At 66.9% G+C, this 12,817-nt stretch carries 11 protein-coding genes; 8 read left to right on the top strand and 3 right to left on the bottom strand.

The window, feature by feature from the left end:
* The 3 genes from AC5E6L_RS09165 to AC5E6L_RS09155 all read right to left on the bottom strand — a co-directional run.
* Positions 1-1,296 (bottom strand): 2Fe-2S iron-sulfur cluster-binding protein (locus AC5E6L_RS09165; protein WP_491772780.1); only part of this gene is annotated, 1,296 nt, incomplete at its 3' end.
* Complete coding sequence (locus AC5E6L_RS09160; protein WP_491772778.1) at positions 1,293-1,565, bottom strand: sarcosine oxidase subunit delta; 273 nt, start codon at positions 1,563-1,565, stop codon at positions 1,293-1,295. The genes AC5E6L_RS09165 and AC5E6L_RS09160, both read right to left, overlap by 4 nt.
* 139 nt (positions 1,566-1,704) lie before the next feature.
* A complete protein-coding gene (locus tag AC5E6L_RS09155) occupies positions 1,705-2,964 on the bottom strand; it encodes a sarcosine oxidase subunit beta family protein (RefSeq protein ID WP_491772776.1) in 1,260 nt (419 codons plus the stop codon).
* Between the two features lie 238 nt (positions 2,965-3,202).
* Between AC5E6L_RS09155 and AC5E6L_RS09150 the strand changes: the two genes are divergently transcribed.
* The 8 genes from AC5E6L_RS09150 to AC5E6L_RS09115 all read left to right on the top strand — a co-directional run.
* Positions 3,203-5,536, top strand: a complete 2,334-nt coding sequence (locus tag AC5E6L_RS09150) for a mechanosensitive ion channel family protein (protein WP_491229391.1) — start codon at positions 3,203-3,205, stop codon at positions 5,534-5,536.
* Between the two features lie 31 nt (positions 5,537-5,567).
* Positions 5,568-5,867, top strand: a complete 300-nt coding sequence (locus AC5E6L_RS09145; RefSeq protein ID WP_491229390.1) for a hypothetical protein — start codon at positions 5,568-5,570, stop codon at positions 5,865-5,867.
* Positions 5,868-6,043: 176 nt separating this feature from the next.
* The gene (locus AC5E6L_RS09140) at positions 6,044-7,498 is read left to right on the top strand and encodes a UbiA family prenyltransferase (RefSeq protein ID WP_491772773.1); all 1,455 of its coding nucleotides are present in this window, start codon (positions 6,044-6,046) and stop codon (positions 7,496-7,498) included.
* On the top strand, positions 7,488-8,834 hold the full coding sequence (locus tag AC5E6L_RS09135; RefSeq protein ID WP_491230479.1) for an FAD-binding oxidoreductase: 1,347 nt from the start codon (positions 7,488-7,490) through the stop codon (positions 8,832-8,834). The genes AC5E6L_RS09140 and AC5E6L_RS09135 overlap by 11 nt, the downstream gene beginning before the upstream one ends.
* Positions 8,835-8,881: 47 nt before the next feature.
* Entirely contained in the window at positions 8,882-9,322 is a 441-nt protein-coding gene (locus AC5E6L_RS09130) for a DMT family transporter (protein WP_491230480.1), read from the top strand.
* Entirely contained in the window at positions 9,319-10,332 is a 1,014-nt protein-coding gene (locus AC5E6L_RS09125) for an NAD-dependent epimerase/dehydratase family protein (RefSeq protein WP_491230481.1), read from the top strand. The genes AC5E6L_RS09130 and AC5E6L_RS09125 overlap by 4 nt, the downstream gene beginning before the upstream one ends.
* A gap of 58 nt (positions 10,333-10,390) precedes the next feature.
* Complete coding sequence (locus tag AC5E6L_RS09120) at positions 10,391-11,845, top strand: aspartate aminotransferase family protein (RefSeq protein WP_491772782.1); 1,455 nt, start codon at positions 10,391-10,393, stop codon at positions 11,843-11,845.
* A 74-nt stretch (positions 11,846-11,919) separates the two neighbouring features.
* The coding region (locus tag AC5E6L_RS09115) for a hypothetical protein (protein ID WP_491772770.1) at positions 11,920-12,817 on the top strand (898 nt) is incomplete at its 3' end.

Here is a 12,817-nt window from a genome sequence, read left to right as displayed (position 1 = left end):
GGCGCCGGCCTGGTTGGCCAGATGCACGACCGGCGACCAGCCGCCGGACATCAAAAGCGCGTCGCATTCGATCTCTGCGGCGCCGCCCGGAAAGCTCTGCGTTTCGGCATTGAAACGGGCGATCGAAACGGACCGGATGCCCCTGGCGCCCCTGGTGCCGATCACCGCATGGCCGACCATCAGCTTGCCGCCGGCGCGGTCGGCGAGGCGCTGCGCGGCGGCGCCGATCGCGGGGCGCATATCGACGATGGCGCCGATGACGGCGCCGGCCTTGCGCAGCGCGACCGCCGCCGCATAGGCCGAATCATTGTTGGTGAAGATCACCGGGCGCCGGCCCGGCAGCACGCCGTAACCGGCGGCGTAGCGCCGGCCGGCATCGGCCAGCATCACGCCCGGCCGGTCGTTGCCGGCAAAGACCAGCGGCCGTTCCAGAGCGCCGGTACAGAGCGCCACATGGCCGGCGCGGACCACCCAGTGTCGATGGCGCGGCGCGCCCGCGGGCGGCGCCTTCAGGTGATCTGTGACCCGCTCGACGGCGGCCAGCACGTTGCCGTCATAAAAGCCCCAGACGGTGGTGCGGGCGAGCATGGTGACGTGCGGCATCGATTCAAGCGAATCGGTGATCTGGCTGATTTCGGATTCTTTTTCGCGGTTTGCGCCGCCGCCCCAGCGGGGCTCGATCTCGCAGACGATGACGCGTTTGCCGGTCCTGGCCGCTTCAAGCGCTTGTCGAAGTCCGGTCATGCCGCCGCCCACGACAAGCACATCGCAGAAGGCGTTCATGCGCTCATAGCGGCTTTCGTCGGGCGCCGTGCCGGGCCGGCCGAGGCCGGCGGCGCGGCGGATGACATGCTCGCACATCATCCAGAAGCGGGTGCCCCTGAGCGGGCCGATCGCCGGGCCCATGAAGGTCTTGTAGTAAAAGCCCGCCGCGAGCGCCTTGCCGGCAAGCTGGTTGACCGCCATCAGGTCATGGTCGAGCGACGGCCAGCGGTTCTGGCTCTCGACGGCGAGCCCGTCGAAAATCTCGATCTCGGTGGCGCGCACATTGGGTTCGCGCACGCCGTCCCTGATGACGGTGAACAGCGCGTTGGGCTCGTCGACGCCGGCGGCCATCACCCCGCGCGGGCGGTGATATTTGAACGAGCGGCCCACGATGGAGACGCCGTTGGCCAGCAGCGCCGAGGCCAGTGTGTCGCCCCTGAGGCCGAAATGCCGCTTGCCGTCGACGGCGAAGCCGACCGTTTCGTCGCGGTCGATCGCCGTGCCGCCCTCGGGATGCCGGAAGCTCGTCATTTCATCGCTCCCGGCCCGAGCATGACCACCTTGGAAATCTCATGCGTCACCGTGTTGCGCACGACGCGCAGATGTCTCCGGCAGCCGCCCGCATGCTGCCAGATTTCGGCATGATCGCCGGCCGGATTGGTCCGGTCGTAGACATAGCCGTTCCAGGCGGCCCGGTCGTCCGAACCCTGGTCGGGCCGGGCGGCCAGACCGTGCGCGTCGCCGCAATAGGCGAATTCAGCCAGATCGCGCGGACCGCAGAACGGGCAGGGTATGATCATGCGTTTCCCTCACCCCGAGGTATGGGCATCCCATCCCTTGCCCTTCGAGGCTCCGCTTCGGCAAGCTCGGCGTCGCCCCTTGCGATGAGGGGATGGGATGCGCGCCTCGAAGGGCAAGGGAAAAGAATGCTCACCATGCTCAATGCCGCCACGGCGTCGCCCCCTGGCCCTTCTCGTCGATCACATGACCGCGGTGGAAGCGGTCGAGCGTGAAGGGCGCGTTCAGGGGGTGCGGGGCGTCTTTGGCGATCGTGTGGGCGAAGCACCAGCCCGAGGCGGGCGTTGCCTTGAAGCCGCCATAGCACCAGCCCGCGTTCAGATAGAGGCCGGGCAGAGGGCCCCTGGCGATGATGGGCGAGCCGTCCATCGACATGTCCATCACGCCGCCCCACGAGCGCAGCAGCCTGAGTTTCGCGAAGGCGGGGAACAGGTCCAGCACCTCGCTCATCACATCCTCGACGATCGGCAGATTGCCGCGCTGGGCGTAGGAGTTGTAGCCGTCGATATCGCCGCCGAAGACGAGCGAGCCCTTGTCGGACTGGGAGATGTAAAGGTGCCCGCCGCCATAGGTGACGACGGTGTCGAGGCACGGCTTGACGCTTTCGGTGACGAATGCCTGAAGCACATGGCTTTCGATCGGCAGGCGCTCGACGCCCGCCAGCGCCATCACACGGGAGGTCGAGCCGGCGACCGCGACCGCCACCTTGGGCGCATGGATGCGGCCGCGCGTCGTCTCGACGCCGGTCACCCGGTCGCCGTCGCGCACGAAACCGGTCACCGCGCAATTCTCGACGATGTCGACGCCGCGCCGGTCGGCGGCGCGCGCATAGCCCCAGGCGACCGCATCGTGCCGGGCGGTGCCGGCGCGGGGCTGTTCCAGCCCGCCCAGGATCGGAAAGCGCGATGAGCCGGTCAGGTTCAGCGCCGGCACGCGGCGCTTGAGTTCGGGCGGGCGCACGAAGCGCGCGTCCACCCCTTGCAGGATCATCGCGTTGCCGCGCCTTGCGTGCTCGTCCTCCTGGGCGGGCGTGTGGAACAGGTTGATGACGCCGCGCTGGGAGAACATCACATTGTAATTGAGTTCGTGCGACAGGGTCTCCCACAGCTTCATGGAATGCTCGTAGAAGGGCGTGTTGGCCGCCAGCAGATAGTTCGAGCGCACGATCGTGGTGTTGCGGCCGATATTGCCCGAGCCCAGCCAGCCCTTTTCGAGGACGGCGGCGTTGCGGATGCCGAATTCGCTGGCCAGGTAGAAGGCGGTCGACAGGCCGTGCCCGCCGCCGCCGACAATGATCACGTCGTAGCGCGTCTTCGGCTCGGGCTTGCGCCATGCCGGCTTCCAGTTCCGGTTGCCGGACAGGGCGTTCCTGACGATGGCGTAGGCAGAATAGTCCGCCATGGGTGGGCTTGTCTCCGGTCGGGGCCCGCACTGTGCGACACCCGTGCCGCGCCGCATTGCGGAAAATCGCCCCATGCTGACGTTTCCCCGACCTGGCTCTCCCGTCAAGCCGTCTTTCGAAACGGCAGGGATATGCTATGGCTGCCGCATGAACCCCGCGCGTTGGATATTTCTCCTGTGTGTTCTGTGCGTTGCGGCCATGCCCGCTTCCGCGCGACCCGTCGGCCCGGACCACGAGATGGCGGTCCGGCTTCTGGCGGGCGATGTCGAACGGCTTGTCGGCGGTATCGAGGCGCGCCTGAACGACGATGCCGGGCTGGCCGAGATCGCCGCCGGCCTCAACGCGCTACAGGCCGACCTGCTGGCGGCCGGCATCGCGCTGACCCCCAGGCTCGGCGAGGTTCGCGCGCGGCTCGACCAACTCGGCCCGGCGCCCCCGGAAAGCGAGCCGGAGACGCTCGCCGCCGAAAGGGAGGCGCTGAGCGCCGAAAGGATATCGATCAACGCGCTGATCGCGCGCCTCGAAGGCGAATCGATCGCGGCCCGCGCGGCCGTCGACCGCATCACCGAGCGCCGCCGGACCTTGTTCACCGAAACCCTGTCGCGGCGCTACGAGATCACCCAGGCGTTCGGGCCGGAACTGCTCGCCGACCTCGCCGACCGGATGTCCGCGCTCGAAAGGCGCGTGTCCTCCTGGGCCGACTTCACCTGGCGCACCAAGCAGCGGCTCGTCATCGTCGCGGTCATCGCGATCCTGGCACTGGCCGTGCTTTTGGCGACGGTCCTGCGGCGGACGGTCGGGCCCTGGATCGCGCGGCCCGAAGGCCGCGCCCGGCCGGCCGCGTTCGCGCGCATGACGAACGCGTTCTGGTATACGCTCGTCCCGACGCTGGCCCTGTGGGCCTTCCTGGCGCTGTGCCTGTTCGCGCTCGACCAGGCCAGCCTGCTGCGGCCGGACATCTTCGCGATCCTGTCGCGGCTCCTCATGGGGCTTGCGGCGGTGCTGCTCGTCTGGCGCCTGGCCGAAGCGGTGTTCGCCCCCGCAAAACCCCACTGGCGGCTGATCGCGGTGACGGACCAGGCCGCCGCCGCGCTGAAGGTCTTCGTCGTCGCCATGGCCGTCGTCACGGTGGTCGACCTCGTGCTGGCCCAGATCAACGACATCGTCGGCGCGTCGCTGCCGATCACGATCGCCCGCAGCCTCGTCGCCAGCCTGGCCGTCGGCGCGCTTCTCGTGGTGATCGCATTCATCCGCCCGCTGCCGGCCGCGGCCGAAGCGGATGCAGGGGCGCCGTCCGCGCCGTGGCCCTGGCCGGGCTGGGTGAAATGGCCGCTGGTCGCGCTCGGCGCCCTGCTGATCGTTGCGGCCCTTGCCGGCTATATCGGCTTTGCCCGGTTCGCCGCCCAGCAGATCGTGCTGACCGGCGCGGTGCTGGCGACGATCTATCTGGGCTATCGCGCCGCGCAGGCACTTGCCTCCGACCATGCCTTTGCCGAATCGCGCCCCGGAAAGGCGCTTTCGGCCCGGCTCGATCTGTCGGAGACGGCGATCGATCAGGCCGGCCTGGCGCTGGGGATCACGCTGACGGTCGTCGTCTTCGTCATCGGCCTGCCCGTGCTGGCGATGCTGTGGGGCTTTCGCTGGCCGGAAATCCAGGCCGTGGGCCTGCGCCTGTTCACCGACATACCGGTCGGATCGATCTCGATCTCGCTGACCTCGATCTTCGCCGGCCTTGTCCTGTTCCTTGCCGGCTACGCGCTGACGCGGCGCTTCACGCGCTGGCTGGACGGGAACGTGCTCGAACGCAGCCGCGTCGACGGCGGACTGCGCAACTCCATCAGGACCTCGATCGGCTATCTGGGCATCGCGGTTGCCGCGCTCGTCGGCGTTTCGGCGGCCGGCTTCGATCTGAGCCAGCTCGCGCTGGTCGCCGGGGCGCTGTCGCTGGGCATCGGCTTCGGGTTGCAGAACGTCGTCTCCAACTTCGTGTCGGGCCTGATCCTGCTTGCCGAGCGGCCGTTCAAGACCGGCGACATCATCGAGGCGGGCGGCTATACGGGCACGGTCACCAACATTTCGGTGCGCGCCACCGAGATCCAACTTTTCGACCGCAAGACGCTGATCCTGCCCAATTCCGACCTGATCAACCAGCCGGTCTCGAACTGGATGCACCGCAACACGCTGGGCCGGGTGACGATTTCGGTCGGCGTCTCCTATGCGAGCGATCCCCAAAAGGTGCGCGACATGCTGCTCGATATAGCGGCCGACCATCCGCGCATCCTGGGCAATCCCGAACCGTTCGTGTCGTTCGACGATTTCGGCGCCTCCTCGCTCGATTTCACGCTCTATGCCTTCCTGGCCGACATCGGCTACGGGCTGACGGTGCGCACCGAACTGCGCATGGCCATCGTCGAACGCTTCCGTGCCGCGGGCATCGAGATCCCGTTCCCGCAGCGGGACGTCAATGTGCGCATGATGCGGCCGGAAACCGACATTTTGCCGGTGGCGCCGCGCACCGACGGTTTCGATGCGATCGAAACGGGCGGCGCGCGGCGGCCCGAAGAGGATTGAGCGGGGCGCCGTTGCGCGTTACGATCACCAGATGACCGGTTTGCCGCACATCGCCCGTCTCGCGCGCGCGCCGGCTTGCGCCGCCATGTGCTTGGTGTGCGCGGGCGCGGGCGCCGCCTGGGCCGCCTCGGTCACCAACCAGAACGGCGGGCCGGCCACGCTCATCGTGACGCAGGACGGGCTCAAGAGCGAGCTTGTCGTCGGCGCGGGCCAGACCGTCTCGTTCTGCGCGGCGGGCTGCTTCATCACCCTGCCCAACGGCGATCGGGCGGCCCTGGCCGGCCATGAGCGCCTGGAGCTGGTGGGCGGAAGCGCGGTCATCGGCCGCTGAGGCCCGTCCGCCGGGCCGCATTTGAGGCAAATGCGCCGGGGCGGTTTCACGCCCCGCTAACCATCGATGCCGATAGATGCGTGCCCGCTTTGCGTTAACCCAAGCCGTTCACCGCTTTTGCATGGCCTGCGGACTAGTGTGCGCTTTTGTGGCACCGACAGGCAGCGGGGACGGACATGGACGCGCGCGTTGACGACACTGCAATCGCTCTTGCCGTCGATCTGGACGGCACGCTGATCGCCGGCGACCTGCTTTGGGAATGCGTGTTCCGGCTGGTGCGCGCCAACCCGTTCTACGTCCTGCTGCTTCCCGTCTGGCTGCTCGCCGGCAAGGCCCGCCTCAAGCACGAGGTGTTCGGCCGCGTCGACATTGATCCGGCGACGCTCGGATACCGTCCGGAGGTGGTTGCCTTCGTGCGGCAGGAAAAGCGCCGCGGCCGCACGATCGTGCTGGCCACCGCCAGCGCGCAGGACAAGGCGGACGAGATCGCGTGCCATCTGGGCCTGTTCGACCGCGTGTTCGGCTCGACGCCGGACCGGAACCTGAAGTCGCACGCCAAGCGCGATCGGCTCGCCGGGACCTATGGCGAGGCGGGCTTCGACTATATCGGCAACAGCGGTGACGATGTGGCGATCTTCGAGGCGGCGCGGCGGGCCTATGTCGTCGCGCCCGATGCCCAGGCGCGCCACTGGGCCGACAATCATGGCGGCGCGATCCTGCTCGACCAGGGCCCGCTGAGCCTGTTCGACGTTTTCAGGATGCTGCGGGTCCATCAATGGTCCAAGAACGTGCTGATCGCGGTGCCGGCCGTGCTGGCCCATACGGTGTTCGTGCCGGTCACGATAATGCAGCTCGCCGGCGCCTTCCTCGCCTTCAGCTTCCTCGCCTCGGCGGTCTACATCTTCAACGACCTTTTCGACCTGTCGATGGATCGCGCGCACCCGACCAAGCGGCATCGGCCGCTGGCCGCCGGGCGCATCGATCCGGCGACCGCGATCAAGATCGCCTTCGGCCTGATGGCCTTTTCGGTTCTGATCGCGGGCGCGCTGCCGTGGCAGTTCGGCCTCGTGCTCGCGCTCTATTTCGTCGCCACCTCGGCCTATTCGCTGAAGATCAAGCGCTGGCTGCTGCTCGATGTGCTGACGCTCGCCGGGCTCTACACGGTGCGCATCATCGCCGGCATGGCGGCGGTCGGCGCCGAGCCTTCCTACTGGCTGCTCGCCTTTTCGGTGTTCTTCTTCCTGTCGCTGGCCCTGGTCAAGCGCTACGTCGAACTCGATCACGCCAAACTGTCCGAAAAGCAGCGCCTTTCGGGCCGGGGCTATCGGCCCGAGGACAAGGACGTCATCGCCCAGGCCGGCATGGCGTCGGGCTTTTCGGCGATCGTCGTGCTGGCGCTCTATCTGGACAGTTCGGCCGTCTATCAGCTCTACGACCACCCCTGGATGATCTGGCCGATCTGTCCGCTGGTGCTCTATCTGGTCATGCGCGTGTGGATCCTGGCGCGCCGGCGCGAGTTCAACGACGATCCGGTCGTGTTCATCGCCACCGACTGGCGCAGCCAGATCATGATCGCCTGCGGCGCGGCGCTCATGTTCCTGGCCGGCATGATCGACCTCGATGCCTGGTGACTTCGCCAGCTTCGGCCGCATCGAACGCCATGCGCGCCTTGGCGTCGACGGGCGGACGGCGCTTGCCGACATGGCCCATGCCGCGCCCGGCGCGCTGCTCGCCTTCGGCAACGGCCGCTCCTACGGCGACAGCTGCCACAATGATGCGGGCCTTCTGGCTGACATGCGCTGCCTGAACCGGATCGTCGCCTTCGACCCCGAGACCGGCGTGCTGGAAGCCGAGGCCGGCGTCATGCTGCACCGGATCATCGATCATTGTGCGCCGCACGGCTTCTTCCTCCCCGTCACGCCCGGCACCCGCTTCGTCACCCTGGGCGGCGCGGTCGCCAACGATGTGCACGGCAAGAACCATCATGGGCGCGGCACGTTCGGTTGCCACGTGGAAAGCCTTGAACTGGTCCGGTCGGACGGCCGGCACCGTCTTTCGCGCACCGAAAATGCCGCCCTGTTCGCGGCCACGATCGGCGGCATGGGCCTGACCGGCATCATCACGCGCGTGCGCCTTACGATGATGAAGGTCGGCGCGCTCGATGTGATCGAGCGCTTGACGCCCTTTGCGACGCTCCAAGCCTATTTCGAACAGGCCGAGGCCGCCGATGCCGCCAATGAATATGCCGTCGCCTGGCTCGACCAGTTGCACGGCGAGCGCGGTATTCTGATGACCGCCAATCATGCCCAGGACGGCCAATTTGCAACCGGCACACACGCGCCGCGCCTTTCGGTGCCGTTCCAATTGCCCGTTTCGGCGCTCAACGCGCTGAGCCTGCGTGCGTTCAACGCGGTCTTTTACGCGGCCAAGGCGCGCAGGGCGGGAGCGGAGCGGACCTCGTCGTGGCAAGGCTATTTCTATCCGCTCGATGCGGTCGGCAACTGGAACCGGCTTTATGGCCCGCGCGGCCTTTTCCAGCATCAGAGCGCGCTCCCGTTCGAAACCGCCCGGCGCGCGATCCCAGAGATGCTCGCCCTCTCGCGCAAGGCCGGGCAGGCTTCGTTCCTGACCGTTCTGAAGCGCTTCGGCGCCGTCGCCTCGCCGGGCCTGACGAGCTTTCCGGTGCCCGGCTACACGCTGACGCTCGATTTTCCCAACAGGGGGCGCGCCACGCTGGACCTGCTCGATGAACTCGACCGCATCACCATCAAGGCCGGCGGGCGGGTCAATCCCTACAAGGATGCGCGCATGGGCGCGGCCACCTTCGCTGCCTCCTTGCCGCGCTGGGCCGAACTGGAGGCGATGCGCGATCGGGCGCTTTGCTCCGATTTCTGGCGCCGTACGGCGCTTTGCCTCGAAAACGGGACATTTGACGAAAAGGACCCCGGCCGGCTTCAGCGAAAATAAACGGAACCGTCCTAGGACGGAACCCGGTGAGGGCCGGGCGCAAACCCATGAAATATATTCCGTTCATTTTGTTTACCGTACTGACCAACGCGGCGGCGCAGCTCATGCTGAAACAGGGCATGATGACGTTGTCGCCAGCGGTGCTGGGGCAGCCGAACCTGCTGCTCAAGGCGACCTTGATCGTGTTCCAGCCATGGGTGTTCGTCGGCCTTGCGACTTTCATCGTCTCCATGGCCTCGCACATGTTCGTTCTGTCGAAGGTCGATCTGAGCTTTGCCTACCCGTTCCTGTCGCTCGCCTATGTGGCGGTCACCGTCCTTGCCTGGCAGCTCTTCGGCGAGGACCTTGGCGCCTACAAGATCGCCGGCATCGTCTTCATCTGCGTCGGCACCATGCTGATCGCGCAGTCGGGCTCGCCCTTGTCCGCGCGCACGCCGGCCGACGCGTCTTCACCGGTCCAACCCGTTTCCGATGGGGGTCAATCATGAAACATGTCATTTTCGGCGGCGACGGCTTCGTCGGCCGCCATCTCGCCAAGGATCTGTCCGAGCGCGGAGAACAGGTGCTGGTCGCCGATGTGAACAGGTCCGACCTGGGCCATTACGGCGATGTCGGCCATGTCCATTGCGACGTGACCAATTCGGCCTCGGTCGCCGGCGTGCCGATCGATGCCGACGACATGGTCTACAATATGAGCGCCATGATGTTGTCGCCGATCCAGAGGCGCATCGACCGCTACCCGTTCTTCTATCCGGTCAACACGTTCGGCGCCGCCAACATCATGGCGCACATTACCGCCTCGGGCGCCTCCAGGCTGGTGCAGTACACCACCGACATGGTCTACGGCAAAACCGTCAAGACGCCGCAGGACGAGCATCACCCGATCGCGCCGCTGGGCCATTACGGCGGCTCGAAGGCCCGCACCGAGACCATCGCCGACGACTGGCGCATGCGCGGCATGAAGATCGCCATCATGCGGCCACGCCTGATCATCGGGCCCGGCCGGCTGGGGATCCTAGGAAAGCTGTTCAGGCTGATCGACATGAACCTGCCGGTGCCGATGATCGGATCGGGCAGGACCCCCTACCAGTTCGTCTCGGTCCATGACTGTGCCGAGGCGGCGCGTCTCGCCTGGGAGAAGGGCGTGCCCAACAGGGCCTACAATCTGGGTTCGGACGATCCGCCGCCGGTGCGCGAATTGCTGGGCGATCTGATCAGGTCGGCCGGTTCGAAATCGATCCTGGTGCCGACGCCGGGCTTTGCGGTCAAGGCGGCGCTCGGTCTGCTCGACCGGCTGAACGTGCCGCTGATGGACCCCGAGCAATATCTGATCGCCGACGAACATTGCGTGCGCGATACGACGGCCGTGCGGCGCGATCTGGGCTGGGTGCCCGAACATCGCGACGAGGACATGCTTCGCGCCGCATACGCCGAATATCGCAGCGCCAAGGACAAGGGCCTGATGGTCGGCAATTCGACCGTCGTGGCCGCACGGTGAGGACACCCCGATGCTCGATTTCCTGACCATGAGGAAGCCGGCGGCCCAAGCGCCCGCCATGCATGCGCCGATGCCCGCCGCGCCGGCGCGCGCGCCGCTTGCAAAGCCCGCCCTCTTGTCGGTGGCGGATGCCAAGGCGATGGATATCGCCACCATGACCGAACTGTTCAAGGCGCATCTGAACCCCGGCCAGCTTCATTTCATGAAGCTGCTCGGCTTTCACAGGATCAAGATCGAGCGCGCCGAGGGGATGGAATATACCGACCAGAACGGCCGGAAGATCCTCGATTTCTTCGGCGGGTTCGGCTCGCTCGCGCTCGGCCACAACCATCCGCGCATCCTTGAGGCGCGCAAGACCTTCCAGGACGAAAGGCGCCACGAGATCGCCATGGCCTTCATGTCGCAATATGCGGCGGCTCTGGCGCGCAACATCGCGGCCTGCTCGCCCGGCGACCTCGACATGGTGTTCCTGGGCTCGTCCGGATCGGAGGCGATGGAGGCGGCGCTGAAGCTCGCCGAGCGCGCCGCCGGCCCGGACCGGCCGATGGTCGCCTATGCGGAGAATTCCTTCCACGGCAAGACCAAGGGGGTGCTGTCGGTCACCGACGGGCCGCTCTATCGCGGCGCGTTCAAGCTCCTGGGCAACACCATCAAGGTGCCGTTCGGCGATATCGGCGCGATCGAGGCGGCGTTCAGGGCGCATCCGCAGATCGGCGCCATCTGCCTTGAGACGGTCCAGGGCGGCGGCGGCATCATCGAGGCGCCGACCGCCTATTGGCAGAAGCTGCGCGCGCTTTGCGACGCGCACAAGGTCATCTGGGTCGCCGACGAGGTGCAGTGCGGCCTCGGCCGGACGGGCCGCTTCTACGCTTTCGAGCATCACGGCGTGGTGCCGGACATCACCGCGCTCGCCAAGTCGCTGGGCGGCGGCAAGTGCGCCATGGCCGCCATGATCGCTCGCCGCGATGTCTATATGAGGGCCTACGGCACGCCGAAGACGGCGATGATCCACGCGCAGGCGACCTTCGGCGGCATCGGCGAGGCATCGGTGACCGCGCTTGAGACGATCAACATCCTCTACGAGGAGGGCCTGATCGACAATGCGGCGGAGACCGGCGCCTATCTGATTGCCGAGCTTGAGCGCCTGAAAGCCAAATATCCGAAGATCATCAAGGATGTGCGCGGCCGGGGCTTCATGGTCGGGCTCGAATTCCACGATGTCTCCAACACGCTGCCCGCCGTCTTGCGTCCGGCGGTCGCCATGCTCGACGACAGGCTGAAGGGGTCGCTGTCGGGCTTCATCGGCGCGCTTCTCCTGCGCGACCACGACATTCTGGTCGCCTTCACCGAGTACAACCGCAACGTCATCCGGCTGGAGCCGCCGCTCGTCTGCCGGCGCGCGCATGTGGACCGGTTCATCGCCGGTTTCGACGCGCTGCTCGGCCGCGGCATCGCCGCGATCGTGCGCGACTTCGTCAAGAGCCAGGTCACCGTCAAGAGTCAGGTCAGCTGAGCGGCCGGGCCCCTTGCGCCGCCAGCCCGGCGCAAGGGGCTTGCCGTCTAATGTTCCCCTGGGGAGCCGGACCAATGATCGAAGCCGTCAACATTCGCGTTCTCGCCGCCGGCGCGTGGCTGGCCGGGCGAACTGCGCATCTGGCGGCCCCGCTCGGCCTTTTGCTGCTGCTCGCCTTCACCGCGACCGTGACCGCGGCGGCCTGGGTCTTTCCGATCTACAATTGGGACATGTTCGCCTATCTGGCGGCGGCGCACGAGGCGCCGGGCGTGTCGGTCGAGGCGCTGCATCGCCATGCCTACGAGACGATGCGGCAGAACGCGCCGGCGGGCGATTTCATCGTGCTGACCCAGGATCGCGACTACCGGGTCCGCCAGTACAACGATGCCGAGGCGTTCTTCACGATGCTGGGCTTCTACCGGGTCAAGCTGCTCTATGTCGAAGCCATTGGCTGGCTTTCGGGCATCGTCGACCCGCATACCGCTCTGCGGCTGCTGAGCGTGGTTCCGGCCGCCCTGACCGGCATCGTCGTCACCTGGTGGCTGGCGCGGGAAAAAGCGCTGCATCTGGCCCTTGTCGCCATGGCGCTGCTGCTGATCGCCGAGTTCGGCGAAAGCGCCCGGGAAGGCACGCCGGACATGCTGTCGTCCATGCTGCTCATCGCGGCCATGCTCGCCTTCATGGCCAGGCGCGAACTGCCGGTGGCGATCCTTTTGTTCGCCGCCTTTCTGGCGCGGCCGGACCATGCCGCCTATATCGGCGTTCTGTGGTTCGTGTCGGTCTTCACCCGCTCCTTCTCATGGGGCGCGACGGTGGCCTTCGTCGCCGCGTTGGCCGCCTACGGGCCGATGACCCAGGCCGGCGGGCATCCGGGCTGGTGGACGCATTTCTGGTTCACCCATGTCGAGTTCGTGCCGACGCTGGAGGGCTTCGACCCGGACTTTTCGATCACGGTCTATCTTTATGCGCTCG

Source organism: Roseitalea sp. (assembly GCF_984466335.1).
The sequence above is the reverse complement of the archived record's forward strand: the minus strand, read 5'-3'. Positions and strand labels throughout refer to the sequence as shown.

Coding starts and splice junctions, on each gene's coding strand:
- AC5E6L_RS09160 (WP_491772778.1), bottom strand. CDS start 1,565: ATGATCATACCCTGCCCGTTCTGCGGTCCGCGCGATCTGGCTGAATTC.
- AC5E6L_RS09155 (WP_491772776.1), bottom strand. CDS start 2,964: ATGGCGGACTATTCTGCCTACGCCATCGTCAGGAACGCCCTGTCCGGC.
- AC5E6L_RS09150 (WP_491229391.1), top strand. CDS start 3,203: ATGGCGGTCCGGCTTCTGGCGGGCGATGTCGAACGGCTTGTCGGCGGT.
- AC5E6L_RS09145 (WP_491229390.1), top strand. CDS start 5,568: ATGACCGGTTTGCCGCACATCGCCCGTCTCGCGCGCGCGCCGGCTTGC.
- AC5E6L_RS09140 (WP_491772773.1), top strand. CDS start 6,044: ATGGACGCGCGCGTTGACGACACTGCAATCGCTCTTGCCGTCGATCTG.
- AC5E6L_RS09135 (WP_491230479.1), top strand. CDS start 7,488: ATGCCTGGTGACTTCGCCAGCTTCGGCCGCATCGAACGCCATGCGCGC.
- AC5E6L_RS09130 (WP_491230480.1), top strand. CDS start 8,882: ATGAAATATATTCCGTTCATTTTGTTTACCGTACTGACCAACGCGGCG.
- AC5E6L_RS09125 (WP_491230481.1), top strand. CDS start 9,319: ATGAAACATGTCATTTTCGGCGGCGACGGCTTCGTCGGCCGCCATCTC.
- AC5E6L_RS09120 (WP_491772782.1), top strand. CDS start 10,391: ATGCATGCGCCGATGCCCGCCGCGCCGGCGCGCGCGCCGCTTGCAAAG.